The sequence below is a fragment of the Marinobacter sp. EhC06 genome, from assembly GCF_001650915.1.
Lineage (GTDB): Bacteria > Pseudomonadota > Gammaproteobacteria > Pseudomonadales > Oleiphilaceae > Marinobacter.
Genome location: NZ_LXYO01000001.1, coordinates 478,589 through 505,585 on the forward strand (window position 1 = coordinate 478,589; position 26,997 = coordinate 505,585).

19 protein-coding genes are annotated in these 26,997 nt (G+C 58.0%); 9 read left to right on the plus strand and 10 right to left on the minus strand.

Annotated elements, in window-relative coordinates; all coding sequences use genetic code 11:
- The first annotated feature begins 63 nt into the window (after positions 1-63).
- A complete protein-coding gene (locus A8B84_RS02145) occupies positions 64-1,701 on the plus strand; it encodes a methyl-accepting chemotaxis protein (RefSeq protein WP_064228627.1) in 1,638 nt (545 codons plus the stop codon).
- Positions 1,702-1,735: 34 nt separating this feature from the next.
- On the opposite strand, the gene A8B84_RS02150 is transcribed toward A8B84_RS02145, so the two are convergent.
- On the minus strand, positions 1,736-2,317 hold the full coding sequence (locus A8B84_RS02150) for a YceI family protein (RefSeq protein WP_064228626.1): 582 nt from the start codon (positions 2,315-2,317) through the stop codon (positions 1,736-1,738).
- 70 nt (positions 2,318-2,387) lie between these two features.
- Positions 2,388-2,933 carry a cytochrome b gene (locus A8B84_RS02155; protein ID WP_064228625.1) on the minus strand — a complete coding sequence of 182 codons (546 nt, stop codon included), beginning with the start codon at positions 2,931-2,933 and terminating at the stop codon, positions 2,388-2,390.
- 523 nt (positions 2,934-3,456) lie between these two features.
- Between A8B84_RS02155 and A8B84_RS02160 the strand changes: the two genes are divergently transcribed.
- Entirely contained in the window at positions 3,457-4,743 is a 1,287-nt protein-coding gene (locus A8B84_RS02160) for an EAL domain-containing protein (protein ID WP_064228624.1), read from the plus strand.
- Here A8B84_RS02160 and A8B84_RS02165 read toward each other — a convergent pair.
- The 8 genes from A8B84_RS02165 to A8B84_RS02200 form a co-directional block, all read right to left on the minus strand.
- A complete protein-coding gene (locus tag A8B84_RS02165; RefSeq protein ID WP_064228623.1) occupies positions 4,738-6,516 on the minus strand; it encodes an SLC13 family permease in 1,779 nt (592 codons plus the stop codon). The two genes, A8B84_RS02160 and A8B84_RS02165, sit on opposite strands and share 6 nt — an antisense overlap.
- 95 nt (positions 6,517-6,611) lie before the next feature.
- Complete coding sequence (gene parE / locus A8B84_RS02170; protein WP_064228622.1) at positions 6,612-8,507, minus strand: DNA topoisomerase IV subunit B; 1,896 nt, start codon at positions 8,505-8,507, stop codon at positions 6,612-6,614.
- Positions 8,508-8,574: 67 nt separating this feature from the next.
- Entirely contained in the window at positions 8,575-9,048 is a 474-nt protein-coding gene (locus tag A8B84_RS02175; RefSeq protein ID WP_064228621.1) for a protease complex subunit PrcB family protein, read from the minus strand.
- On the minus strand, positions 9,048-11,519 hold the full coding sequence (locus A8B84_RS02180) for a S8 family serine peptidase (protein WP_064228620.1): 2,472 nt from the start codon (positions 11,517-11,519) through the stop codon (positions 9,048-9,050). The genes A8B84_RS02175 and A8B84_RS02180 overlap by 1 nt, the downstream gene beginning before the upstream one ends.
- A gap of 310 nt (positions 11,520-11,829) precedes the next feature.
- Positions 11,830-13,881, minus strand: coding sequence for a TRAP transporter large permease subunit (locus tag A8B84_RS02185; protein ID WP_064228619.1), 2,052 nt, complete (start codon positions 13,879-13,881; stop codon positions 11,830-11,832).
- Positions 13,882-13,896: 15 nt separating this feature from the next.
- Positions 13,897-14,907 carry a putative solute-binding protein gene (locus tag A8B84_RS02190; RefSeq protein ID WP_064228618.1) on the minus strand — a complete coding sequence of 337 codons (1,011 nt, stop codon included), beginning with the start codon at positions 14,905-14,907 and terminating at the stop codon, positions 13,897-13,899.
- Positions 14,908-14,965: 58 nt separating this feature from the next.
- Positions 14,966-16,030 carry a hypothetical protein gene (locus A8B84_RS02195; protein ID WP_064228617.1) on the minus strand — a complete coding sequence of 355 codons (1,065 nt, stop codon included), beginning with the start codon at positions 16,028-16,030 and terminating at the stop codon, positions 14,966-14,968.
- 204 nt (positions 16,031-16,234) lie between these two features.
- Positions 16,235-16,855: a TetR/AcrR family transcriptional regulator gene (locus A8B84_RS02200; protein WP_064228616.1), complete on the minus strand. Its 621-nt coding sequence runs from the start codon at positions 16,853-16,855 to the stop codon at positions 16,235-16,237.
- Positions 16,856-17,012: 157 nt separating this feature from the next.
- Between A8B84_RS02200 and A8B84_RS02205 the strand changes: the two genes are divergently transcribed.
- The 7 genes from A8B84_RS02205 (at position 17,013) to A8B84_RS02235 (ending at position 26,989) form a co-directional block, all read left to right on the plus strand.
- A complete protein-coding gene (locus A8B84_RS02205; protein ID WP_064228615.1) occupies positions 17,013-18,806 on the plus strand; it encodes an acyclic terpene utilization AtuA family protein in 1,794 nt (597 codons plus the stop codon).
- 152 nt (positions 18,807-18,958) lie between these two features.
- Positions 18,959-19,825 carry an SDR family oxidoreductase gene (locus A8B84_RS02210; protein WP_064228614.1) on the plus strand — a complete coding sequence of 289 codons (867 nt, stop codon included), beginning with the start codon at positions 18,959-18,961 and terminating at the stop codon, positions 19,823-19,825.
- Positions 19,826-19,834: 9 nt separating this feature from the next.
- On the plus strand, positions 19,835-21,451 hold the full coding sequence (locus A8B84_RS02215) for an acyl-CoA carboxylase subunit beta (RefSeq protein ID WP_064228613.1): 1,617 nt from the start codon (positions 19,835-19,837) through the stop codon (positions 21,449-21,451).
- 378 nt (positions 21,452-21,829) lie between these two features.
- The gene (locus tag A8B84_RS02220) at positions 21,830-22,990 is read left to right on the plus strand and encodes an acyl-CoA dehydrogenase family protein (RefSeq protein WP_064228612.1); all 1,161 of its coding nucleotides are present in this window, start codon (positions 21,830-21,832) and stop codon (positions 22,988-22,990) included.
- A gap of 227 nt (positions 22,991-23,217) precedes the next feature.
- Entirely contained in the window at positions 23,218-24,039 is an 822-nt protein-coding gene (locus A8B84_RS02225; protein WP_064228611.1) for an enoyl-CoA hydratase/isomerase family protein, read from the plus strand.
- Positions 24,040-24,194: 155 nt separating this feature from the next.
- Entirely contained in the window at positions 24,195-26,165 is a 1,971-nt protein-coding gene (locus tag A8B84_RS02230) for an acetyl/propionyl/methylcrotonyl-CoA carboxylase subunit alpha (protein WP_064228610.1), read from the plus strand.
- Positions 26,162-26,989, plus strand: coding sequence for an SDR family oxidoreductase (locus A8B84_RS02235; protein ID WP_064228609.1), 828 nt, complete (start codon positions 26,162-26,164; stop codon positions 26,987-26,989). Before A8B84_RS02230 ends, A8B84_RS02235 begins: the two co-directional genes overlap by 4 nt.
- Positions 26,990-26,997 lie beyond the last annotated feature (8 nt).

A 26,997-nucleotide genomic window follows, 5' to 3' on the forward strand; every position in this document is an offset into this window, starting at 1 on the left:
CAAACGTCCTCCCGGTGCTATATTGATTGGCAATAGGCCATTCCGACAACGCGGGAGAGACGTATGGATTTTGGTAAACGCCTGGGACTCCGGGTTAAAATTGCTTTGCCTTTCGCTATTACGGCTGTCGCCCTGGTTGTTATCGGACTGTTTGCCGTCAGCACCGTCCGAAACCTGGTATCCGACACTGACAATATTGCCGAAACCTATCTGCCTTCCGTCAGCGAAATCCTCAACGGTGACCGGGATCTATATCAAGCGCTGGTTGCCCAGATGGCCTATGTGGACGCCCAGTTCAACAATGAGGAAGGTGAGAATTACCTGGCCAGTTTTGATGAAAATGCCGGACAGGCCTTAGACCGCTTCAACAAGGCGGTTGAAAGGCTTGAGGGTACGGGCGTCTCCGATGTTGCTAGAGGATTCGATGCCGCCTATCAGCGCTGGCTGGGATCCGCCCAACGGATTCTTGAGCTTGCAGAGGCGGGGGATCCAGAACAGGCAAGGGCGCTGGCAGCCAGTGAAACCAACAACCTCTTCGACGATCTCAGGCAATACTTTGATGAGGTTGGCGCCCACGCTGATGCCCAGGCCCAGATTCGGGCTGGTGAAGCCTCTTCGGAGGGCCAGAGCAGCTCCGTCACGATTCTTCTGATAACCGCGATTGCCATCCTGATCAGTATTGGACTGTTTGCTGTATTCCTGAAAATGATCATAGGCTCTATCGCGGCGCTGCGGGATCAGCTTGACAGTATTGCCCAAGGAGAAGGCGATCTTACGCAGCGGATTCCCGTGGAAATGGATGATGACCTGGGCAAACTCGCGAAAAGTTTCAACCTGGTCCTGGAGAACCTGCAATCCATGATTGGCTCCATTCAGCAGTTGACCCGCGAACTTGGAACCGGAGCCACAGATCTTGCCCGGGCGGCGAAGGACAACAACGATGGCGTGACTCGACAGACCGACTCAATTTCCATGGTCGCCACTGCCATCAACGAAATGCAGAGTGCGATCGAGGAGGTTGCCGGTAATGCTTCAAGAGCCGCCGAAATTACCCGGGAGGCCGAAGAAAAAGGCAGGAACGGCGCTCGTATTATCCGCAGTTCTTCAGAACAGGTTCACCGGCTGGCAGCCCAGATTTCAAAAGCAGTGAACGTAATCCGCAAGCTATCTGATGATTCCGACAATATCACATCCGTTCTGGACGTGATCCGGGGCATCGCAGAGCAAACCAACCTTCTGGCACTGAATGCAGCTATCGAGGCAGCACGTGCCGGAGAACAGGGAAGAGGTTTTGCGGTTGTTGCCGATGAAGTCAGAACCCTGGCAAAACGCACCGGGCAATCGACAGAAGATATTCAGACGATGATCACTACCCTGCAGACTGGCGTTGCCGACATTGTCTCGGTGATGGAAACGGGCAGCAAAGAGGCAACCGAAACCGAAAATCTGGCCACCGATGCGGAAAAAGAACTTAAGGCCATTCTCGAGGCGATGGCCAACATCGCGGATGTAAACACCAGCGTGGCGTCAGCCACTGAAGAACAGACTCAGGTGGTGGACGAGATCAATCGCAGCATCACCGAGATCAACGATCTGGCGACGGAAAGCGCAAACCGGTCACGGGACATTGACGGAATAAGTGAATCCCTTGAGGGCTATGCGAGAGAACTTGAAAGTCAAACAGGCAGATTCCGGGTCTAGGCCCGGAATCTGACGCTGGCAGGGTCAGCCAGGATTACTGCCGGATACCCTCGACAGAAATGATGATCTCAACGGTCTCGGAGGCCTTTCCGAGATCCATAGGAATACCAAAATCTTTCAGGCGAAGCTCGGTTTCCGCCTCAAAACCCATGCGATAGCCACCCCAGGGGTCTGCGCCGTGGCCCAGCATTTCGGCATCGAGGGTAACTTCTTTGGTCACACCACGGAGAGTCAGGTCGCCGATGATATCGGCCTCGCCTTCTTCATCCAGGACCACTCTCTTACTCTTGAAAGTTGCCTGCGGAAATTCGTCAACATAAAGGAAGTCTTCGCTGCGCAAGTGTTTGTCGCGCTCAGCGTGATTGGAATCCACGCTACCGGTATCAATAGTCACGTTAACAGTGCTGTTTTCCGGATTTTCGGCGTCATATACAAATTCACCGTCAAAATCGTTGAAACGCCCGTACAACCAGCTGTAGCCGAGATGGGAAATCTTGAAGGTGACGAATTGGTGGGCGCCTTTGGTATCAAAAGCATAGGTGCCACTGTGCTCGTTGGCATGAACCGCACCAACAAGCGCCATCGACACGGCAGAGGCAAGCAGAACTTTTTTCATAATTTTCTCCCTTATTTCATTGATGCCCGACTCCCGGGCGTTAGACGATGAATAAACAACCGGCAGGCGCTCACTTCCCTAACATACGCCGTAATGTGCGGTCACGATCAAACAGGTGGTGCTTGAAGGCGCCGGCCGCATGAACCGCAGCCAGGCCCACGATTGCCCAGGTAGACCAGTAGTGAACGGTTCCGGCAGTGTCTTCCATTCCCTTGATCTGGCCGGTCACTGATGGCACTTCAAACCAGTTGAAAACGCTGATTGAGGAGCCATCCGCCGTCGAAATCAGGTAGCCACTCACCATTGCTACGAAAATCAGCACATACAGCAGAAGGTGGGCGATATGCGCGCTGCGGATCTCCCAGCGCTTATGGCCTGGCAGTGGCTCCGGCGAGACGTTGCCCACTCTCCAGACAACCCGGAAGAGCATGACCATCAAGAGCAGGATGCCAATGCTGCGGTGGATATCCGGTGCCCTGCGATACCAGTCGTCGTAGTACGACAGGTCCACCATCCAATAGCCAAGCCCGAAGAGGCCAAGGACAACCAGCGCAACAAGCCAGTGAATAGTGATAGCTACGAGACCGTAGCTGGCCGGAGTGTTCCTGATTTGCATGATGAAAAATTAGCCTGTTCCCTGGTCAAACGATGAACCCAAGTCTAGAAACTCGGACCGACGAAGAAAATCAAAATCTTTTGCAGCGTTACATCAGAATTTCTGATCATGCCCCGCCCTTTTGCCTTTGGTCGCATACGGGTTTTACGGATTGTTCAAAATTATAGCAACGATAGACTTATTACATATTTGGATGCCCCGTCTGGGGCCTCATTGACCGAGAGGACAGGACATGGAACTCGAATTCGACGAAAGCGTGGTTGTACCCAGCAATAACTGATTCTCTGGCGGTCCGCCCGGACCGCTGGGCTTTTCCTTCCCCTTTCCCTTTCCAGACAGCGAAAGATACAAACCGTTTCCAGTTTCTACATGAAACAGTGGTAATAAACGCGTTTTTTTGGCAATCTTCCCTCCAACTATCAGTAACTTCGCGCGATTTCACACGCCATCTGTACTGATAAAAGACAGTTCAGACGCCAGACTGGGGCGGCTGATGCGTTCGTTAAATTAACCAGAATCGTCTATGTCGAAACGACTCCCTGAAAAGCTGACAGCTCCGGAAGTGGAACTGTTATCCCCTATGCTGAACAGGGAAGGTGACACATGGACCGCCGATTTTCGCGGACTGACTCTCAGAACCGCGCTCCAGCCCATCTACAGCATTTCGCACAAGCGCATCGTTGGCTATGAGGCGCTGATCCGGGCCTTCGATACCGATAACTCTGCAGTCCTCCCGCTCCATCTTTTCCAGCTACCGGCCTCGGAAGCGGAGAATCTGCTCCTTGATCGCCTCTGCCGCTACCTGCATATACGCAATTACAGCGGCATCCGTGACCAACTGAACTGGCTCTTCCTCAACGTATCGCCGCAGGTGGTGACCAGCGGTAGTCAGGCCGATTCGTTTTTTGGTCAATTGCTTGCCAAAACCGGCCTGCCTCCGCACCGCATTGTCATGGAAATCGTCGAGCAGCCAACAGACGACGCAGAAAGGCTGCGGGAAACGGTTGCCTACTACAAAAAGCTGGGCTGCCTTACGGCCATCGATGATTTCGGCGCCGGCCACTCCAATTTCGAGCGAATCTGGAACCTGTCGCCGGACATCGTGAAACTGGATCGGAAACTTCTGACCCGGGCGACAGACGATCACAAGGCCCGACAGATTCTGAACGGCATTGTGTCACTGCTGCACCAGTCGGGCTGCCTGGTTCTGCTGGAAGGTGTGGAAACCCGGGATCAGGCAATGATTGCCATTGATGCTGGCGTTGACTTCGTACAGGGTTTCTATTTCCGCAGGCCGAGCACCGACCTGAATCAGCTGACCCATGCGCCCGCGGACTTCGACCACCTGTTGCAGGAATACAAGACCCGCAACCAGGTTACCCTGGACCCGACACGGCAATTAGTGGATTTTTTCAGTGGCTTTTTTGACCATGCCATCACGAAGCTTCGCAGCGGAATGAGTATGCAACAATCCTGTCTGGAGCTGTTGAACCATCCTGCGGTCTCCCGCTGCTATCTGGTCGATGACAAGGGCGTCCAGATGGATGACACCCTGGTTTCCGACGCCGGCACCCGCAGCATGGACCCGCGCTTCAAACCCCTGGAAAGCACCAGCAGCGCCGACTGGTACCGCCAACAGTATCTGCGCCAGGCTTTGGCCCAACCGGAGAGCCTGCACGTTACCGCACCGTATCTCTGCGTTACCGGGGCTTATATGTGCGTCACCCTGTCACTGGGGTATTATCAGGATGGCAAGCTTCAGGTGCTGTGCTGCGACATTCTCGCCAACCCGACGGAACCCTCTTCATAAGCTGAGGCTGATGTCGTACACCAGGGCGATGACCACCACCGTGACGGCACCAATAAACACGTTCATTGGCAGCCCTACCCGCACGAAATCACTGAACCGGTAACCGCCGGGGCCGAACACCATCATGTTGGTCTGATACCCCAGCGGCGTTGCAAAGCTGGCCGACGCGGCCATCATGACGGCGATTACAAACGGCTCGGCAGCCACGCCCATACTGGTCGTCATTGACAGAACGATGGGGATTACCAGCACAGCGGCTGCGTTGTTGGTAATAACCTCGGTCAGCACCGACACCACCAGATAGACCAGCAGAATGGTTAACAAGACGTTGCCCTGACTGAACTCAAGAATGCCCTCGGCAACAAAGCCTGCCGCACCGGTCTGTTCAAGGGCCGCGCCCATGGCAAAGGAGGCGGCAATAGTGAGAATCACCGGCACATCCACCGATTTCTGGGCCTGGCCAACCGAGCAGCAGCCGGTCAGAATCATTCCCGCGGCGCCCAACAGGGCCGCGTTGAGCATACTCAGGGTGCCACAGGCAGCGAGGCCCACCAGCACCAACAGGATTCCCCAGGACAGCCAGGCCCGGTCATGCCGGGGCGTCTCGGTTTCCAGATCGTTGATCAGCAGAAAGTCCTTGTTATAGCGCTGACGGCTGACAAACGCGGGACGAGCTTCCAGAAGCAGAACATCGCCGGGTTTTAGTCGAATATTCCCAAGGTTCCCGGAGACCCGCTCCCCGCCTCTGGCAACGGCCAGGACAACAGCACCGTATCGGTCCCGGAAGCGCGCGTCCCGAATGGTCAGGCCAAGTACGTCGGATTGGGGCGACAATGCGGCCTCCACCAGCCGCCGCTCGGCCCTGTCCTTGCTCAGACTCGGCTCATCCTCGTGGACCGAGGGTACAATGCCATTAATCCGCAGAAGGTCTGAAATCGCCTGGGTATCGCCGGCAAACACCAGTCGATCGCCACCCCGAAGCCGCTCTTCCGACGGCACAGCGGTAACCACGCTGCCATCCCGCTCAATCTCGACCAGATACAGCCGTTCCAACTCCCGGAGCCCGGCCTCACCTACGGTCTTCCCGACCAGGGGGCCGTCGAACGACACCGCGACCTCCAGAGTAAATTCCCTCATGGAACCGAATTTCTGCTGGTCCTTGCGGTCCGGCAACGCTCTGGGCATAACCAGCAGGAGGGCCGCAACACCGATGATGGCCACCGGCAGTCCGACGGCCGTAATGGAGAAGATCGAGAAACCCTGCTCGCCGGTCAGTTGCTGGTACTGACCATTAACGACAAGGTTGGTGCTGGTTCCGATCAGTGTGAGGGTACCCCCGAGAATGGCGGAATAGCTCAGTGGAATCATCAATTTCGACGGCGAGATACCGATCTTACGGGACCATGCATGCACCGCAGGAATCATGGTGGCGACGACCGGGGTGTTGTTGAGAAAACCACTCAGAAGGGATACCGGGAGCGCAATCCGGGCCTGGGCAGATCTGACAGTCTTGGGATTGCGAAGCAGGTGATGCACCAGTAGATCGACACCACCGGAATGATGAATGCCCGCTGCCACCACGAACATGGCGACGACGGTGATCAGACCACTGTTACTGAAGCCGGCAAGAGCCTGATCCGCTGAAACAATTCCGCTGGCACTGAGCACCACAAGCACACCCATCATCACCAGATGGGGCGCAAATCGCCCTGCACTCATCAGTATCAGCGCGGTGCCTGCGAGGCCCAGCGCAAACCAGCCCTGCCAGTCCATCAACGGTTCTTCCCGATCAGAAAACTGGCAGGATAACGAGTTTACGGAATACAGAGAAAGAATAAAGGATGCTGTTTATAGCACCTTATAGAATATTAAACTTCAATGTCCGCCATATTGCCATAGGTCTCAAGCCACGCCCTTCGATCCGATGCGCGCTTCTTGCCTAGCAGCATATCCATACGGCTGTCGGTATCGTCACCGTCTTCGATGGTCAGCATGACCAGGCGGCGAGTGTCCGGCGCCATGGTGGTTTCACGCAACTGAAGGGGGTTCATCTCACCCAGGCCCTTGAAGCGGGTCACCGAAATCTTGCCTTTGCGCTTCTCAGCCGCAATACGGTCGATAATGCCCTGCTTTTCATGTTCATCCAGGGCGTAGAAGGTTTCCTTGCCCAGATCTACCCGATACAGCGGCGGCATGGCAACGAACACATGGCCGGCGGCAACCACAGGGCGGAAGTGTTTGACGAACAACGCGCACAGCAGCGTGGCAATGTGAAGGCCATCCGAGTCCGCATCAGCAAGGATGCAGATCTTGTTGTACCGAAGGCCATCCAGCTGGTCAGAACCGGGATCTACACCAATGGCAACGGCAATATCGTGAACTTCCTGGGACGCCAGGATCTCGCCCGAATCAACCTCCCAGGTATTGAGGATTTTCCCCCGAAGCGGCATCACCGCCTGGAACTCCCGGTCCCGGGCCTGCTTGGCGGAACCGCCTGCAGAATCACCTTCTACGAGGAACAGCTCGGACCGGGCGGTATCCCCACCAGAACAGTCCGCCAGCTTACCCGGGAGTGCGGGGCCAGAGGTGACTTTCTTGCGGGCCACCTTTTTGCTGGCTCGCAGCCGACGCTGGGCATTGCTGATGAAGAGCTCGGCTAGTGCTTCTGCCACATCGGTGTGCTGGTTGAGCCAAAGGCTGAAGGCATCCTTGACCACGCCGGAGATGAAGGCCGCGGCCTCACGGGAAGACAGACGCTCCTTGGTCTGACCCGAGAACTGGGGCTCCTGCATCTTGAAGGACAGGACATAGGCTGCCCGTTCCCAGATATCTTCCGGAGAGAGCTTAACGCCACGGGGTAGCAGGTTGCGGAACTCGCAGAACTCGCGCATCGCTTCAAGCAGGCCGGTACGCAGCCCGTTCACATGGGTGCCGCCCTGGGCCGTGGGAATCAGGTTTACGTAGCTTTCCATGATCGCTTCGCCGCCCTCGGGCAGCCATTGGATGGCCCAGTCCACCGCTTCCTTGTTTCCGGAAAAGCTGCCGGTAAACGGCTCAAGCGGCACAACCTCGATATCGGCAAGGGCCGTGCGCAGGTAGTCCCGCAACCCGTCTTCGTAAAGCCATTCGTCTTTTTCCCCGGTTTTTTCCTGGAGGAAGGTAACCGTCAGGCCCGGACACAGAACCGCCTTTGCCCTCAGGTTATGGCGGAGCCGGCTAACGGAAAAATTGGGGCTGTCGAAATAGGTTACGTCGGGCTTGAACTTCAGGCGGGTACCGGTGTTGCGCTTGCCCACGGTATCGATCACTTCAAGCTCGGACGCTTTGTCGCCATTAGCGAACGTCATCCGGTGCAATTGGCCATCGCGCTTGATGGTTACTTCCAGATGGGTGGACAGCGCGTTGACTACGGATACACCGACACCGTGGAGACCACCGGAAAAGTTGTAGTTGCCCTGAGAGAATTTGCCGCCGGCGTGCAGGCGGGTAAGGATCAGTTCAACGCCAGGCAGGCCCTCCTCTTTGTGCAAATCCACGGGCATGCCGCGGCCGTCATCTTCAACGCTCAGCGAGCCATCGCTGTACAACACCACGTCGATGCGTTTGGCGTGCCCTGCCAGCGCCTCATCCACACTGTTGTCGATAACTTCCTGCGCCAGGTGATTGGGCCGACTGGTGTCTGTATACATCCCCGGCCGCTTGCGCACCGGATCCAGGCCGCTCAGTACTTCAATAGCATCGGCGTTATATTGTTGCTGGCTCATGGGCAGGAACTGACTCCGCGATTGATATGAAAAGCTGAGCCATAGCTTAGGGATTCGTGAGGAAAGATCAACGGTTGTTTTCGGCGCGGGTGATCTGGATATCATCCCAGCCTTGAGCGGTCACCGCGATGACCGCGCAGGGGGTGGTGAGCGCCTGGGTGACGATGGTGCCGGGGGCGGGTTCAGCCACCCTGACCCTCAGCTCCAGGGTTCCGCCACGGATCTCAGAGGAGTCAAGGGTGACACTGTAGCCGCCGGTTGGCTTCTGGCCAATTGAAGCCAGAACGATGTGTTCTCTTTCAAACTCAATAGTTTTGAGCGCCTCGAGAGAGAGGTTTCGCCCGGGCAACGCTTCCAGCTTCTGAACGTCCTGACGGCTTGCCAGATGAACATGGCCGGGAGCCGTAAGGCCACAGTGCGCCGACTGCGTGATCTGGCGAGCTAGCGGCCCACCTTCTGCGGTTTCTGAACGACTGCTTGCACATCCGGATAGCATCAGCGTTGCTGCCAGAAGACAGACAGCGCGAAAGTGAATGGGCATCAACGATTGACCTCCAGGTTTCTCACCGGCTCAGCAGCTGTGCTCCCAGGGTTTTTTAAACGATAGCCCTCGAAGCCGATGCGGGGCAAACCCATGGAAGCAATGGTCGGGCGCCGGAAGCTCGTGCTCAGAGTAACGCCGGTGACCCGCTCTTCCCCGATGACGATCTTCTCTGGCAAGCCATTTACCGGGTACTCCGCACAGGCCTCACCGCTCTCACAAATAAAGCCATTGTTGTCCATGTCCGTTCCGGCCACCAGGAAATACTCCCCGGGTTCTATGTCGTCGAAGGAGAAGCTGTAACTTCCATCGCGGGCCGTCACCACGCGCTGCTCGATGGTTTCGCGGCTTTCATCAGGACTTACCAGCAGTACATAATGGCGACCTGCGTCTCGCTCATCAGCCAATTCCCTGAGGTCTATCGAAACTGGAACCTTCAGGGTTCCGGTTTCGCCACCAGCACTGTAGTCAATCTGAATCGTCGTCGCATAACTCTGCCCGTCAACGACATTTTCCTCCAATACCGAGACGGCCACCGAGCTCGGCAGAGAGCTGCCAGCTGAAAGCGCCGGATCGAGAGAGATCAAATTTGAATCGAAGGCAACGTTATCAACCAAGACCGATTCGCCTTCGGGATAAACGGTAAAATCAAGCTCGCTATTGAAGCGTGCCCGGTCAAACTCGATGGCAGAAGGCGAAGAAAGGACTATCGTGCTCACGGATCCGTCCAGAGCCGCGTCAACTGACTTGAGCGCATTTATCAGACCAGCACCATATTCGGTACTGTTGCCTACGTTCTCTGTCAGCACACCGCTGGCCAACCAGGCCCGAAACTGGCCGGGAGTAACTCCCTCAGGATTTGCCCCTTTCATCAAGGCATAAACGCCTGCAACGTGCGGAGCAGCCATTGAGGTACCCTGTAATCCTGCATAGGAGCGGATAAAGTCACCACCATCATCAACCCCCCAGGTGCTGATGACCAGGTCGGCGTTACCATCCAGATTCGCGTCTCTGGTCGCATCCCCGCCCGGCGCAACAAGATCCACTGAACCACCAAAATTGGAGTATGAGGCGCGCACCTTCCCCGCATCGACTGCGCCAACGCCAATAACTCGCTCAAAGGCGGCTGGATAGGTCAACTCATCGGTACCCTGGTTGCCAGCCGCAGCGACAACCAGCTTTCCATTTGAGTCCGCCCGGTTTATGGCTGCCTCCAGAACGGTGCTGGGGCCAACGCCGCCCAGACTCAGGTTTATGACATCGATATCGGGGTTGTCGGCAGCCCAATTTACCGCTGCGACAAGATCATCCAGAGTGCCCGCCCCATCACGCCCAAGCACTCTGACGGGCCAGAGTGTTGCCGCCGGCGCAACACCGTCCACGCCGGCCGAATCCTTGAGTGCAGCTACAATGCCGGCAACGTGGGTTCCATGGAAGTTACTGCTCTGGGGCTTACCATCGCCAGGATCTGCAGGATTGTTGTCATAGCCCAAGGGGTCATTGAACTGTGGATCGATATCCACTTCAGCAGACACATAATCGAGAATTCGTCCGGAATTGAACGGAATGACATTGGTGTCCAGGTCCAGGTGCCAATCGCCATAGGTTTGCGGAGTGGAAGTGAACAGGCCGGTGTCCATCACAGCCACTCCAACCGAGTTACCAAGGGTCGGCGCCGCTTGCCAGGCAAGGGGCGTACTGATGAGAGGCAGATTCCATTGCAAAGATGACAGATCGCGGTCCGCCTGAGCCCGGTAGATATAGTTTGGCTCTGCCACCTGCACGCCCGGCTGCGACTTCAGACTGGTAATCCAACGAAGCGTCTGGTCCCGCAAGGCCCCGGAAGCGCTGGACGATTGGGAAGCGACGGCACCAACAGGTTCACGCCTTACTAGCCAGGCTCCCTGCCCCAGTGATTTCGCAGAGGAGGCCGACAAAGCTCCTGCGAGGCCCTGCGGATCCAGGCGCCCCTGCTCTTGCGGCGACATCACCACAATGGCCTCGTCCGGAACAAACTCCGGCTGGCTGTAATAGGAGCTCGAAAAATTGGTGACGCCGGTTGTCGAAACAGACAGCACGTACCGGAATGGACCGCCACCGGCTGTTCGAAGACTTATTTCCGCGGGCCCTTCTGCGGGTGCAGTGACCATCAAGGCTGTATCGCCGGCACCGGAATCTGAGTCCGAGGCGCCGCTCTGATCAACCGACAGGCTAATCGAGGGGGCTAAAAAATCAGAATCCCTGAAAACCTGAACGGTAATCGTGCTGCCCGCTGCGAGATCCGCGCGGAATGTATCCTGCTCGTCAGCGAAATACTCGAAGATAAACTCGCCGGAATCGGGGTAGATGCCTGAAGTAGCGCTCAAATAACCACCCAGAATACCTGTTGAAGGCACTAACTGGGCGGTACTGAAAGAATCGTTGGACACTGCTTCATTGACCCGACTGTCATCAGCCGTATCCGAATCCACTCGCGTTCCACTTTCGATAGAAATAGTTCCGCCGAGCCCGGGCTCCTGCGAATCGAGGCTGTCGCCACCGCCGCCACCTCCGCAACCCACGAGGAGGAATAGAGCTGAAAAAACTGAGATCAATTTTGATGAGACACCAAAAGACATAAGTCAGGCCACTGGCAGAAGATCGATTTTATTTCCTAGGGTATAACAAACACGTTCCTTGCGAGTGTTCGGTTTCGTTCAAACTACGTTTCCTCTTGTATTCCAGATGCAAAAAAACCGCCTGGAGTTTCCCTCAGGCGGCCTTCTTTATCTCACTTCAACATTACAACGCGTAGAACAGCATCGGCACAAAGGCCACGAACAACAGTGTGGGGCCCATCACGGCCAGGGGCAGCAGCAACCGCTCATAGCGATGCCAGAAGGAACCTGTGCGCTCTGCCGCCAGCACTTCGGTCTCGCCCACCACCTGGCGGGTGAGCAGGTGGTTCAGCGCCACTGGCGGGCTCAGGTAACCGAGCTCAAATGCCACCAGACACACAATCCAGAAGTGCAGCGGATCAATACCCAGCTGGATCGCCGGCTGGGCAATGGTCGCCGACACCAGGATTACCGCGCCGAACGGGTCCATGACCATGCCTATTACTGTGAGCATCACGACGATCACCAGCATGGCGATCCAGGGACTGGTCAGGTCTTCCGGGAAGAGCGCGTGAACGATATCGGAGCGCTCCAGGATTCCCCCCAGGCAGATGGAAAACCCGATCAACGCCAGCAGCGCGCCAATGTGCACTGCCGAATCGCTGGCAGCAGCCGAGCTGCGTGCCCAGAACACCTGGGAACGGGTCTGGCCATGCTCACCACGACTCCGGCCGGAATCCAGCAACACCAGCGCGAGCATTACCAGCGGCAGGATCAAAGGAGCGCTGTACTCGTTGAACTTCAAGCCGAGAACAACCCAGATCGACAGGATAACCAGAGCTGCCACGGCCACATAAGGCAGCAGGGCCCGGCTTTCCGAGAGAGCCGCACGGAAAGCGCCGGGCGCCGGACGAGGCTTCCAGTTTCCCTGGGTCTTGCAGACAATCAGTGAAAACAGCGTTGCCGACATGATGAAGACCCAGAAACCCCAGCTGTACATCTCAGTGGTTGTCACTTCCTTATTGAGAGCCGCCACAACAACGATCAGCAGGCACGGGTTGAGCACCACGCCGAGGCTTCCGGACATGGCCGTCGTTGCCAGGGAAAGCTGCCGCCCTGCCCCGGCTCGTCGCAGCTCGTCATACACAACACCACCCACGGCCAGGATGAAAATGCCCGATGCGCCGGTGAACGCGGTGGGAAACGCCGTTGCGAAGATAATCACCGAAGCCAGCATCGGCGCTGGCAGATTAAAAGGTTTGATGAGATTGAGCAGGAGCTCGGGAATCCTGGTCTGCTTCAGCATCATGCCCACCAGCACATAAAGGCCGATATTGATGAACATGGATGACAGGTTGGACATCATTCCAAAGTAGATCGCCAGGCCCGAGGCATACCCGTCTACCAGGAAGAAATAACTCATGGCGATCAGGCCCATGGCACAGTACAGAGGAATCACCAGACCGGACGAGACGGAAAGACCGCCGGGGCGGATACGTTCCGGAACGTTCAGGAAGCGCACTGCATTGATCACCATGAAGAGGCCGAAGACCCCGCCCCAGGCATATTGAAGGCTCATCGTACCGTCCGAACCCGGCGACGTGGCCAGCTTGCCCAGGTAAGCGTTAAGCGACAGCACCATCAGACCATTAACCACAAACTGCACACCCTGGCTCAGCCGCCATTCTGCTCGATTGCGGGGCAGGCGCAACGCTATGTGGTCCGTGTCCAGCGCAGCGATTGCCGCAGCCATCGCGAACATCGCAATGAACAGGTACTTGGTTAGCTCAATGTTCTCCAGCAGGAAGTTCGCAAGTCCCTGCTCTACCGTCTTGAACGCCCCTAGGGCTGGCGTAGCGTGGGCCAGGTTCTGTTCATAGACGTCGTATTGCTGCTGGCAGAGTTCCAGATTGCTCTGTAGCGATTTGCGGATGGCATCGGGATTGGGCGGTGAGCTGAACAGATCATCGGGGTCGGGCTTGTAATTGGCCACCCGGCGAGCCACTTCGGCATCAACATCCATTTCCAGCTGACAGGACGGCTCTGTCGCATCGGGATTCAGCAGATAATAGTTCGGCCAGGTCTGTTCTCCGACCCAGAGCAACCGGGAATGGAGCGAGTTGCCCATCCCCAGCAGTAGGGTAAACAGCAGGAGAAGCAGCAGAACCGCCCCGTACATGCGATGTACGGGGTATAGGGTCCGTGCTGCCGGAGCGGTAATTGCTCGCCAGTTCATGATGGTTCCGCCCTGTTATTCGCGGTTGGCCGCGGTGCACTCGGCTGCTGCAGGGTTACTTGCACAGCGGATCTTGCTGAGCAGCCCCATCATTTTCGGGTGATACACATCCGGCGCCCCGTTCAGGCCATCGCGCATCTCGATCCGGTTCTCCCGGAACATTTCCTGATAGCCGCGGATGTCTTTTTCAGGAATGCGCACCCATTTTTCTTCGGGAATGGCTGCTTCCTGGCCTTCAATCAGCCCCATGGCCTGAGGAAACATATTCCAGGCAACCTCACGGGCTTTCTGGGCGGTGTCGTCGTCCAGCACGTCATCACGGGCAACCATCTGAAGCGTCAGCTGTGCCAGCGGATAGTCCACAACCCCGCCGGTTTCGCCGATGCCCTTATAGAGTTCCAGAGCTTCGTAAGCAAAAGCCGGCGCATAGGCGGTATCCACCGAACCGTTGTTAAATTTGCCGGCGAAGTTGGTGATGTCAGAGGGCACGACCGTGGCCTTGACGAAGTTCACCATGTGAATCGCGTCTTTCTGATAGTCGAGGGTCGCCATCCGCTTGCCCGCCAGCTCACCGGCGGTATCAATACTGCGATCATTTACAAACAGGTAACCGGCACCCACTGGTATGATCCCGAGCACTTCGTACCCGTTATCCTTCATCAATGGCGCAGCTTTCGGTTGTGCCAGCGTGGCCAACAAGGTTTTCAGGTTGTCGTAGGTGGGCAGCGCCCCCACAGCGCTGATGCTGCCCGTGAACTTGTTGAATGGACGAATCCGGATGTCCGTGGCGGCAACGGCATCGCATTGTCCGGCGTTAAAATCACCGATCGCCACGCCCTCATCGGTGTAGGGTTTCAGCTCGAAATCCACGCCGTGGCCCTTCATCTCTAGCGCATAGTCTTTGACGAAGTTGTAGAAGTCGCCATTGGCGCCGATTACATCGAACACGCACATGGAAACAGACTGTGCCGATGCCAGCGGAGCGGCGGCCACAAGGGCCATGGCAGCGAGGGATTTGCGGATCATATCGACCTCCGGGTCATTCTTGTGTTTGTCAGTTTTCAGAGGATGTCGGCAACCTGCCTTAGAGCAGGTCGTCCAGATTCATGGTTTCGACGTTGTCGGTTTGCCGCTCGGGGCTCATCCTGCCGAAGAAGGATTGCGGCGTTCGATAGCCGTAATTGGCGGTCCAGTGTTTGTCAGAAGAGAAACGCACCACGCCCGCCGCGACTTCATCCACCAGACGATACTCGTCCCAGACCTCCATAGTTGCATCGGCCGCGGCAAAACTGGCGATGGCTTGCTCAAGCTTTTCCGGGCGACCAAAGGTTTCGGCGGCGACCGCTTGAAGCGCGTGCGGAACCCGCATGCCTTTTTCAACCCCCAGTTCCCGGCTGTGCTCAAGCACCTGCCAGGGGTCCGGCGCCAGAGCCGGACGGGTGTCGGGCAGGAGCAGCCAGACCAGGGCCCGGATGGCGTTTGGCATACCGCCCCACTTTTCATTGTCCAGACAGGTAGCGGCACGCTCGGCCTGGGGAGCGATATTCCTGGGGACTCCGGCCATGGCGCCGGAATTGGCATCGTTTACGATTGCCTGCATACCGGTCAGCAAGCCCAGCAGGAAGGTGATTTCGTCCTGTTCGGTGAACAGAAAGGGGCACTCGAGGGGTTCAGCAGCGGGATCGAACTCGTAGGCGGCCATTGCTCGCTTAAAGGAGGCATACCGGCGTTTCGCGGTCAGCGCATTCAATCGCTTTGCCACTTCCCTGGCGTCCTTTGCCGCTTTCACATCTCCCTCATAATCCGCTCTGAGATAGGCGAGCTCAGCTTCCCAGGCCTTGTACTCGGCACAGTTGCCTGCCAGAAGCATCAACAGGGAGCCGGTGGTGTCAGGTGCATCGGTGACCCGCGAGAAGGAATAGAGCAGCGGATCCACGCCCTCGCCCAGCGCACACGCCATCTGGGTGTCGGACATCTGCAACACGTAGGGCGTGGCTTCGCCCTCCGAGTAATTGGAGAGTACAACGCCGGTGGTGGTGTAGATGGGATTTGCCGAGCATCCTGCGAGAACGACAACCGCCGCCAGCGAGAGAGCCTTGAGGCGAGCCGCAATAAGGTGCGGTCCGAGCTTTGCCAGAGAGGAGATCATATTTCACCCTGCATCACGTTGTTTTTGTTTGGCCGATCTGAACTCGGTTTTTGTCAACGGGTGCAAGAATGCGGTGAAAACTGTCCTACAAAAATGGCTCGAATGCCGATTTTGTTATGCCGATCGGGCCAATGGCCCGGAAGGAAATGGATTTCACAAGATTTTCTTGACTTAAAACAATGACTTTTGAAAATACCAGTCCGCTTACAGTGCCATCATCGCCATCACCTGATCGGTCAGGCCATCCAGTGTCAGGCCTCCCCGCTCCGGCTTGTACCAGGTTACGGTCCAGCTGAGGGCGCCAGTCAACATCCTTCGAACAACGAAGGGATCCGCCTCCAGAGCACCTTCACGTTTCAGCGATTCCAGTACATCCAGCCAGAGCTTCTCGTAGATATCCCGGAGTTCCAGCACTTCAACCTGGGAAGCGGCCGACAGACTCCGCCATTCGAATACCAATACCGCCATAGCCTCACCGGTCTGGCCATTGATCGACTCCAGCTCGGCACGGACCAGACCCCGCAGCTTCTCTCTGTTGGTATCGGCAGCCTCCAGAGCCGCCTGCATGAGCGCCGTATTCAGCCGGATGGTTTCGACCATCACCGCTTTGAGAATCTCTTCCTTGGTCCGGAAGTGATGAAACAGGCTGCCGGACTGAATACCGACGGCGGCTGCCAGATCGCGAACTGTGGTCCGTTCATAGCCTTTTTCCCGGAACAGCCGGGCGGCCTCAGTAAGCAGGCGGCCGCGGGCACCACTGGGGTCTGACACAAGGTTTTCGGCGATCAGGGACTGGAGGATCTGGTTCTGGCTCACTAACGCTATCCGGTTGGCATAAGAGGCCTTTAATTCTACCTCAAACTTGCCTATTTACAAACCAAGCGCTTGCTTGGTATTGTCAGGTTCATCGTGAGACAAAACCGCGATTGCCGCAGGTATCGAACCGGCAACCATAGACAGGGCATAGACAAGGCAAAGGAACATGGCTGAATCCCCAAAAACCGTTCGAATCGGATGCTCCGCCGCTTTCTGGGGCGATACGGAAACCGCCGCCGGGCAACTGGTTCATCAGGGCAACATCGACTATCTGGTGGCCGATTATCTGGCCGAAATCACCATGTCCATTATGGCTGGCCAGAAAATGAAGGACCCGACCCAGGGGTATGCGCGGGATTTCGTCCAGACGGTCATGGGCCCCTTGCTTGGTGACATCAAGGAAAAAGGCATCCGCGTTCTGGCCAACGCAGGCGGCGTGAATCCGGTCGCCTGCCGCGACGCCCTGCAGGCCCTCTGCGAAAAGGCAGGCGTAGAGATGAAGATTGCCCTGGTGCTGGGCGACGATCTGCTGATGAAGAAGAAAAAGCTCGCCGACATGGGCGTTACGGAGATGGGTTCCGGCCAGGCGATGCCACCGATGATGGTCAGCCTGAACGCTTATCTCGGTGCGCCTGGCCTGGTTGCCGCCCTGGAACAGGGTGCCGACATTGTTATTACCGGCCGGGTTGCCGACAGCGCCCTGGTGCTGGCGCCTCTGGTGCACGAATTCGGCTGGAGCTGGCAGGACTACGACAAACTGGCTCAGGGCAGCCTGGCCGGGCACCTTCTCGAGTGCGGCGCCCAGTCCACCGGCGGCAACTTTACCGACTGGGAAGAGGTAGCCGGAGGCTACGCCAACATGGGCTTCCCGATTGCCGAAGTGAGCGGCGACGGCAGCTTCTTTATCACCAAGCCCGAAGACACCGGCGGCCTGGTCAGCCGGGGCACTGTGGCCGAACAACTGGTCTACGAGATTGGCGATCCGAGGGCCTACCTGCTGCCGGATGTTACCTGCGATTTCACAGGGGTTGAGCTGGAGGAAACCGGAAAAGACCAGGTTCAGGTTCGGGGTGCCCGGGGACTTCCGCCCACGGACAGTTACAAGGTATCGGGCACCTGGCCGGATGGCTTCAAGTGCACGGTCACATTCCTTCTGGCTGGCATGAACGCCAGGGCCAAGGCTCAGACAGTCGCCCAGGCCATTCTGGCCAAGACCTCACGCATGTTCAGCGAACGTGGCCTGCCCGATTACAGCGAGACCAGTATCGAGCTCCTGGGCACCGAAACCACCTATGGCGCTCACGGCCGTGGCGAGGGTTGCCGGGAGGTGGTGGTGAAGATCAGCACGGCCCATCCCAAAAAAGAGGCTCTGGTGCTGTTTTCCCGGGAAATTGCCCAGGCGGCAACGGGCATGGCGCCGGGGATTACCGGAATTGTCGGGGGGCGGCCCACGGTATGGCCGAAAATCCGGTTGTATTCATGCCTGGTGCCTAAAACAGAAGTCGAGGTATCGGTGGATCTCGGTGGCGAGCGGCAGAACGTTGAGGTTGAGACTTCTGGCGGATTCAAGGACAGCGAACTCCAGCCCCAGTCGTTCACACACGAGGCAGGCGTCACGGATACAACCGTGCAGCTGGTGAAACTTGCCTGGGCCCGGAGTGGCGATAAGGGCGATCACAGCAACATCGGCGTGATTGCCAGGAAACCGGAGTTTCTGCCATTTATCGAGGCAGCATTGACGGAAGCAGCCGTTGCCGACTGGATGGCCCATACCCTGAATCCGGAAACCGGTCGGGTCACCCGCTGGGCCATGCCCGGGCTGCAGGCCATCAATTTCCTGCTGGAGCACAGTCTTGGCGGCGGTGGCGTTGCCAGCCTGCGGATTGATCCCCAGGGGAAGGCGTTTGCCCAGCAGCTTTTGGAGTTTCCTGTGCCGGTTTCTTCTGAGGTGATTGGGTAGTCAACCATGGAGCATGCACTCTGGTTGGTGGCACGCTCCAGGACACGCCGTAAATACGTCCATGTAGGCTTGATCGCAGCATCCATGCTGCTCACAGTCCTGGAGCGTGCCACCAACCAGAGCGCCCGAACGTTTGGAAAGGTCTTCAACTTATGAGCTATCAATCTGTTTTTCATCCCGACTTGTTTAAGGGCCAGGTGTTTATTGTTACCGGCGGCGGTTCAGGCATCGGGAGGTGTACCGCCCATGAACTCGCTGCCCTGGGCGCGCGGGTTGCCCTGGTGGGTCGAAAGTCCGAGAAAGTGGAGTCTGTAAAAGCAGAGATCACTGAGGACGGCGGTATTGCGTCGGCTCATGTCTGCGATATCCGGGAAGAGGAATCGGTGAAAGCCACCGTCAAGGCGATTATTGCCGAACATGGTGGCCTGAATGGTTTGGTGAACAACGCCGGCGGGCAGTTTCAGGCACCGCTGACCGGGATCAACCAGAAGGGTTGGGAGACGGTGGTGCGGACCAATCTGACCGGCGGCTTCCTGATGGCCCGTGAAGCCTACACTCAGGCACTGTCCAAAACTGGGGGCGCCATCGTCAATATCGTGGCCGATATGTGGGGCGGTATGCCCGGCATGGGGCACTCGGGTGCCGCCAGGGCCGGGATGGTGAACTTTACCCAGACGGCCGCAGTTGAATGGGGAGCTTCCGGCGTTCGAGTGAATGCGGTTGCTCCGGGCTGGATTGCTTCCAGCGGCATGGACAATTATCCCGAGCACATGAAGCAATGGATCCGCAGCCTTGGGGATAACGTGCCCATCAAGCGGATGGGCACCGAATCCGAAGTCAGCTCGGCCATCTGCTTTCTGCTCAGTCCGGGGGCGGCGTTCATCAGTGGCGACTGCCTTCGAATCGACGGCGGCGCTTCCCAGGGTGGCCGGGTCTGGCCGTTGCCGAAGGCCAAGAACAACGAGCCCTACCACGGCTTTCACAGGGCCGTCACCCCGAAAGTTCTGAGCGACGACTGAGGAGCGAACATGCAGGTACTTGAATCCACCGTAACCTCCCAGTCCGACGACTTCCGCGCCAACGCCGAAGCCATGGAAGCGCACATCACCGCGTTTCGAGACGTGGAACAGAAGGTGCTGGATCTGGCGGAGGCCGCCCGGGAGAAGTTCACCAAGCGGGGCAAGCTGCTCCCCCGGGACCGCATCAACCGGTTGCTGGATCGTGGAACGCCGTTCCTGGAACTCTGCTCCCTCGCCGGCTATAAGATGCACGACGACAAGGACGGCAGCATGGCCGGCGGCGGGATCATCGCCGGTATTGGCTATGTCAGCGGCATTCGCTGCCTCGTCGTTGCCAGCAACAGCGCTATCAAGGGCGGCACCATTACCCCGGCAGGCCTGGACAAAACGCTGCGGCTGCAGCAGATCGCCATGGAGAACAAGCTCCCTGTCGTGTCCATGTCCGAAAGCGGCGGCGCCAACCTGAATTATGCTACAGATATTTTCGTGCTGGGCGCCCGGGGCTTTGCCAACCAGGCTCGCATGTCTGCCGCCGGCATTCCCCAGGTAACCGTGGTCCACGGCAACGCCACGGCAGGCGGCGCCTACCAGCCGGGCCTATCTGATTATGTGATCGTGGTGCGCGAGCAAGCCAAGATGTTCCTCGCCGGCCCACCGCTTCTGAAAGCAGCGACCGGTGAAGTTGCCACCGACGAAGAACTCGGCGGCGCGGAGATGCATGCCACGGTGGCAGGCACCGCCGAATACCTGGCCGAAGACGACGCCGATGGCATCCGCCAGGCCAGAAACATCCTCGAAGCCCTGCCCTGGAACGAGCAGTTACCACCGCAGCGAGAGCTTCAGTGGGAGGAACCTCTCTACCCGGCCGATGAATTGCTGGGCGTGATTCCGGCGGATTCCAAGAAACCCTACGACGTTCGAGAAATCCTTGCCCGAATCGCCGACGGTTCGAAGTTCATGGATTTCAAGAACGAGTTCGACGACCAGACCGTGTGCGGCACCATCCGTATCGAGGGCCACTCGGTTGGCATCATCGGCAACAACGGCCCGATCACCCCGGCAGGCTCAGCCAAGGCCGCCCAGTTCATACAGCTCTGCGACCAGGCGGGAACGCCGCTGCTGTTCCTGCATAACACCACCGGTTTCATGGTGGGCACCCACTCGGAGCAGAACGGCATCATCAAACACGGATCAAAAATGATCCAGGCCGTGGCCAATTGTCGGGTGCCAAAGGTCGCAATTGTCATCGGCGGTTCCTATGGTGCAGGTAACTACGCCATGTGCGGACGCGGCCTGGACCCAAGGTTCATCTTCGCCTGGCCTAACAGCCGAACGGCAGTTATGGGCCCAGCACAGGCCGGCAAGGTGATGCGCATCGTGGCTGAAGACAAGCAACGTCGCGGCGGCATGGAGCCGGATCCGAAGACACTGGATTTTCTGGAGCAGGCCACGGCGAAGAAACTGGAGGAAGGCTCAACGGCGCTGTTTGGAACGGCCCGATTGTGGGATGACGGGCTGATCGACCCGCGGGATACGCGGCGTGTTCTGGCTCTGGTTCTTGATGTTTGCCGAGAGGCGGAGGCTCGGCAGTTGCGGCCTAATACGTTTGGGGTGGCCCGCCTGTAGGCCTTCGAGCTTTGGGGCTGGAACCGGGGCGGAGGGCTTCCCAAAAAACGCCCGTAAATACGTCCCTGTAGGGCTCGGTCGCGCCATCCCTGGCGCTCCACGTTTTTGGGAAGCCCTCCGCCCCGGTTCTCGTCGACCACGAGTTATCGTTTTGGAAGAACAACAAAACTGCCAGCAGGCAGCAACAAATTTACAGACATAGGCAGGTGTGTGGGGCCGCTTCCAGAAAATGTCGGCGGCCATGGATGGCCGACGCCAAGCGCACATGGATGTGCTCGTAGCGGTTTTCTGGAAGCGGCCCCACAGACCTGCCACTCAAGCTAAAGAACGTGCTCCGAACCATCGAAGGCACGAACTAACAATCAGGAGAACAAGAACGTGAAATTCACAGCCGAGCACGAAGCCCTCAGAAAAACCGTCCGCGATTTCGTGGAGAAGGAAATCAATCCCCACTGCGACGAATGGGAAGCCGCCGGGGAATTCCCGATTCATGAGCTGTTTAAAAAGCTCGGCAACCTGGGAATTCTAGGCATCCAGAAACCCGAAGAGTACGGCGGTATGGGACTGGATTACAGCTACAACCTGGTAGCGGCGGAAGAACTGGGCATGGCCCATTGTGGTGGTGTTCCGCTGGCCATTGGGGTTCAGACCGATATGTGTACCCCGGCCATTTCCCGGTTTGGTTCCGATGAACTGAAACGCAGCTTCCTGGCCCCGGCTATTGCCGGCGACATGGTGGGATGCATTGGCGTCAGCGAGGTCGGCGCGGGTTCTGATGTGGCAGGGATGAAAACCACCGCCAAGAAAGACGGTGACGACTACATCATCAACGGCTCCAAGATGTGGATCACCAACAGCCCCAAGTCCGACTTCATCTGCCTGCTGGCCAACACCTCGGACGACAAGCCCCACAAGAACAAGTCCCTGATTATCGTGCCCACCAAAACCCCGGGCATCTCCTTCAGCCCGCATCTGAACAAACTGGGCATGCGCTCATCAGAAACCGCCCAGATCTTTTTTGATGATGTCCGCGTTCCCCAGCGTTACCGCATTGGCGCCGAAGGCACCGGTTTCATGATGCAGATGCTGCAGTTCCAGGAGGAGCGTATCTGGGGTGCGGCCAATGTGATCAAGGCGCTCGAGAACTGCATCACCAAGACCATCGAGTACTGCCGTGAACGCAAGACCTTCGGCCAGCCGCTGATCGACAACCAGGTTATCCACTTCCGCCTGGCCGAGCTGCAAACCGAAGTCGAAGCCCTACGCGCCCTCACCTATCAGGCTTGCGAGCTACACGTTGATGGCAAGGATGTGACCCGTCTGGCGTCCATGGCCAAGCTCAAGGCCGGGCGTCTGGGACGTGAGGTAACGGACAGCTGCCTGCAGTACTGGGGTGGCAACGGTTACATGTGGGATAACCCGATTTCCCGGGCACACCGGGATGTTCGGCTGGTGTCCATTGGCGGTGGTGCCGATGAAATCATGCTCGGGATTATCTGCAAGATGATGGGGACTCTGCCGGGCAAGAAGCGCGACTGACATACGGTGCATGGCCGACAGGCCGGTAGTTCTGTCCAGGACACGCCCGCAAGTACGTCCGTGTAGGGCTCGATCGGGCCATCCATGGCCCTCAACGGTCCTGGACAGAACTACCGGCCTGACGGCCCCGGACCTGGGTTGTCGGATTACGCCTTTGGCTAATCCGACCTACGAATCGACAGGCTCTGAAAGCCTGCTGGCTCCAAACCTGAATAGTGGAGTTATGTATGGATCAACTACCACATTGCGAAACACTTTTACTGGAAAAACAGGGCCCCACCCTGTTCATCACCATCAACCGGCCCGACGTCCGCAACGCCATGAGCCTGGAAATGGTGGCGGAGCTTTCGGCCGTGTTTACGCAGATCGAGAGCGACCTGCACATCCGCGCCGTCGTAATCCGGGGTGCCGGTGGTCATTTCTGTGCCGGTGGCGATATCAAAGACATGGCAGGTGCCCGGGGCCAGAAAGCAGCCGAAGGTGAGGCCGATCCGTTCTACCGCCTGAACCGGGCCTTCGGCCAGATGATCCAACAGGTCAACGAATCTTCGAAAGTCGTTGTCGCGGTCACCGAAGGTGCCGTCATGGGCGGCGGTTTCGGCCTGGCCTGCGTTTCTGACGTTGCCATCGCCGGGCCAACGGCAAAATTCGGCATGCCGGAAACCTCCCTAGGCGTCATTCCCGCCCAGATCGCACCGTTCGTGGTTGAACGAATCGGCCTCACACAGGCCCGGCGACTGGCCCTGCTCGGTTTGAGAATCGATGCGAACGAGGCTTGCCGTCTTGGCATCGTTCACCAGGCGGCATCTTCCGATGATGAACTGGAAGAGATGCTGGCCAGCGCTCTGGATCGTGTTCGCCATTGCGCTCCGGTTGCTACATCTGAAACCAAGGCGTTGCTGCACCGGGTTGGTCATGAGCCCATGAGCGGCCTTCTCGACAGCGCGGCTGAGAAATTCGCGGAAGCTATTCGTGGAAGCGAAGGAACGGAGGGCACCATGGCTTTCATGCAAAAGCGGCAGCCAGCCTGGGCAGAATCCAACGACTAAGTTACGGGGGAGCGAGTGGGTGTGGGGAGGCTTTCAGGAAATGTCGGCGGCCAAGGATGGCCGACGTCAAGCGCACATGGATGTGCTCGTAGCGGTTTCCTGAAAGCCTCCCCACACCCACTCGCGGACTGGCACAAAACAATGAGACCAGCACCATGCTAAAAAAACTGTTAATAGCCAACCGAGGCGAAATCGCAGTTCGGGTCATCCGCACAGCGAAAGCCCTGGGTTACCGCACCGTGGCCGTCTACTCCGAAGCCGACGCCAAAGCCATGCACGTGGAAATGGCCGACGAAGCCGTCTGCATTGGCCCAGCTCAGGTGTCCGCCTCCTACCTGAACAGCGATGCCATCCTTGATGCCGCCCGCAAAACCGGCGCCGACTGCATCCACCCCGGCTACGGCTTCCTCTCCGAGAATGCTGCCTTCGCCAATGCCTGCAAAGACGCCGGCCTGGTCTTTGTTGGCCCGCCAGCCTCGGCCATTGAACTGATGGGCAGCAAACGCCGATCCAAAATCGCCATGCAGGAAGCCGGCGTGCCCGTGGTGCCCGGTTATGAAGGCAACAACGCCAGCGACGACGAACTCATCGCAGCCGCCAAAGACATCGGCTACCCCCTGATGATCAAAGCCTCGGCCGGCGGCGGTGGCCGCGGTATGCGGTTGGTTGAAAGCGAATCCGAGCTGGCCGACAACATCAAACGGGCCCGTTCCGAGTCGAAGCAGGCCTTTGGCGACGACGAACTGATCCTCGAGAAAGCCGTGATTGAACCACGGCACGTGGAAATCCAGGTGTTCGCCGATCGCCACGGCAACGCCGTCTATCTGGGCGAGCGAGACTGCTCCGTGCAGCGCCGACACCAGAAAGTAGTCGAAGAAGCCCCCTCCCCCTTTGTGACACCGGAACTGCGCCAGGCCATGGGCGAGGCCGCGGTCAAAGCGGCTCTGGCCTGCAATTACGAAGGTGCCGGCACCGTCGAGTTCCTGGTGGACAAGCACCGGAACTTCTATTTCCTGGAGATGAACACCCGCCTGCAGGTGGAACACCCTGTCACCGAGCTGATTACCGGCCAGGACCTGGTGGCTTGGCAGCTCACCGTTGCCGAGGGGCTTCCGTTACCCCTTGCCCAGGATGACATCCGCCTGAATGGCCACGCCATTGAAGTACGGCTCTATGCGGAGGATCCTGCCCAGGGTTTCACCCCCCAGACCGGTCCCCTTTATGCCTTTGAACCCGCCGAGGGGGAAGGCCTTCGATACGATACGGGCGTTCGCTCCGGGGACAGCATCACACCCCATTACGATCCCATGCTGGCCAAGGTCATTGCCTGGGGACATAACAGAGACGAAGCCCGTCGCCGCCTGATCCGGGCCCTTGAGGACACCACTGTGTTCGGCGTTACCACCAACCGCCACTTCCTGAGCCGGATCATCGCCAACGACACTTTCGGCGCCGGCGAGGCCACCACCGCCTTCCTTCAGCAGGCCTTCAGCCATGATCCATCGCTGCAGCCGCAGACTCTGGACATTCGCCAACTGGCCCTGGCCGCCTGCGTGCTCGACCATGGCAGTTCAGGCCAGAGCGCCTGGAGCAATGCGCCGGCCACCATGACACCCATCAAGCTGAAAACCGGCGAAACCACCGTCGAGTTACTGGTTACCCGCAGCAGCAACCGGTTGTCTGTCAGTATGGGTGAAACCCGGCATTCCCTGGTACTTGAAAGCCAGCGCGATGGCCTCTTATGCATTATCGACAACGGCGTTCGTCAGACTTGCCAATATCACCGCCAGGGCGATTCTCTATATTTGCAGGCGTTCGGGCAATCCTGGTCGGTGCGGGATATTACCCACCAGCCTGCGCAGGGTGCTGGGGGTGCCGGCAGTGGCCGAATCCAGGCAACCATGGATGGCGCCATCATTGATGTGTTGGTCGAGGCTGGCCAGAGTGTTCGTCAGGGCGATACGCTGGTGATTCTGGAAGCCATGAAAATGGAGCATCCGGTGAAAGCCGACCGCGACGGCATTGTCGGCGCGGTCCAGGCCAGCAAGGGCGACCAGGTGAAACGAAGCCAGTTGCTGGTTGAGATTACCGCCAACGAGACGGCCGAACAGGAGAGCAACGCATGAGCACATTGCGTAACCGCACCGTTTTTATCACCGGCGCCAGCCGGGGCATTGGTCGGGCCATTGCCCTCGCCTGTGCCCGGCAGGGCGCCAACGTGGTGATTGCCGCGAAATCGGACACACCACACCCCAAACTGCCCGGCACCATTCATACGGTGGCAGAGGAAGTGCGTGAAGCCGGCGGCCAGGCACTGCCACTGGTTCTGGATGTCCGGGATGAGAAGCAGATTCGTCAGCGTATCGATGAAGCTGGCGAACATTTTGGCGGCATTGACGCACTGGTCAATAACGCCGGCGCAATAAAACTGACCGGGGTGGAAAACCTGAAAGTCAGCCGTTACGACCTGATGCATCAGGTTAACGCCCGGGCAGTCATGGCCTGCAGCCAGGCCGCCCTGCCCTGGCTAAAGGAGTCGGACCAGGCCCACATCCTGAGCCTGTCGCCGCCCCTCAACCTGAATAGCCGGTGGTTCGCCCAGTATGGGCCCTACACCACCACAAAATACGCCATGACGATGCTGAGCCTAGGCATGGCGGAGGAATTCAAGCGTTACGGCATCGCAGTTAACACACTGTGGCCGAAAACCCTGATCGCCACGGCGGCCATCGAGTTTGAAGTGGGCGGCCCGAAGATGATGGCCCAGGGCAGGAAGCCGGACATCATGGCCGATGCCGCCGTCAGCATCCTGAACCGGTCGCCTGACACCATGACCGGGCAGAACCTGATCGACGAGGACCTGCTCCGGCAGGACGGTATTACTGACTTCGAGCATTACCGGTACGAGCCGGGCGACAAGCCCCTGATGCCGGATCTGTTTCTGGACTGAGCCCAAGG

What these genes read in the sequence shown, in the direction of transcription:
- A8B84_RS02145 (WP_064228627.1), top strand. Translation starts at nt 64, where the DNA reads ATGGATTTTGGTAAACGCCTGGGACTCCGGGTTAAAATTGCTTTGCCT.
- A8B84_RS02150 (WP_064228626.1), bottom strand. Translation starts at nt 2,317, where the DNA reads ATGAAAAAAGTTCTGCTTGCCTCTGCCGTGTCGATGGCGCTTGTTGGT.
- A8B84_RS02155 (WP_064228625.1), bottom strand. Translation starts at nt 2,933, where the DNA reads ATGCAAATCAGGAACACTCCGGCCAGCTACGGTCTCGTAGCTATCACT.
- A8B84_RS02160 (WP_064228624.1), top strand. Translation starts at nt 3,457, where the DNA reads ATGTCGAAACGACTCCCTGAAAAGCTGACAGCTCCGGAAGTGGAACTG.
- A8B84_RS02165 (WP_064228623.1), bottom strand. Translation starts at nt 6,516, where the DNA reads ATGGACTGGCAGGGCTGGTTTGCGCTGGGCCTCGCAGGCACCGCGCTG.
- parE (WP_064228622.1), bottom strand. Translation starts at nt 8,507, where the DNA reads ATGAGCCAGCAACAATATAACGCCGATGCTATTGAAGTACTGAGCGGC.
- A8B84_RS02175 (WP_064228621.1), bottom strand. Translation starts at nt 9,048, where the DNA reads ATGCCCATTCACTTTCGCGCTGTCTGTCTTCTGGCAGCAACGCTGATG.
- A8B84_RS02185 (WP_064228619.1), bottom strand. Translation starts at nt 13,881, where the DNA reads ATGAACTGGCGAGCAATTACCGCTCCGGCAGCACGGACCCTATACCCC.
- A8B84_RS02190 (WP_064228618.1), bottom strand. Translation starts at nt 14,907, where the DNA reads ATGATCCGCAAATCCCTCGCTGCCATGGCCCTTGTGGCCGCCGCTCCG.
- A8B84_RS02195 (WP_064228617.1), bottom strand. Translation starts at nt 16,030, where the DNA reads ATGATCTCCTCTCTGGCAAAGCTCGGACCGCACCTTATTGCGGCTCGC.
- A8B84_RS02205 (WP_064228615.1), top strand. Translation starts at nt 17,013, where the DNA reads ATGGCTGAATCCCCAAAAACCGTTCGAATCGGATGCTCCGCCGCTTTC.
- A8B84_RS02210 (WP_064228614.1), top strand. Translation starts at nt 18,959, where the DNA reads ATGAGCTATCAATCTGTTTTTCATCCCGACTTGTTTAAGGGCCAGGTG.
- A8B84_RS02215 (WP_064228613.1), top strand. Translation starts at nt 19,835, where the DNA reads ATGCAGGTACTTGAATCCACCGTAACCTCCCAGTCCGACGACTTCCGC.
- A8B84_RS02225 (WP_064228611.1), top strand. Translation starts at nt 23,218, where the DNA reads ATGGATCAACTACCACATTGCGAAACACTTTTACTGGAAAAACAGGGC.
- A8B84_RS02230 (WP_064228610.1), top strand. Translation starts at nt 24,195, where the DNA reads ATGCTAAAAAAACTGTTAATAGCCAACCGAGGCGAAATCGCAGTTCGG.
- A8B84_RS02235 (WP_064228609.1), top strand. Translation starts at nt 26,162, where the DNA reads ATGAGCACATTGCGTAACCGCACCGTTTTTATCACCGGCGCCAGCCGG.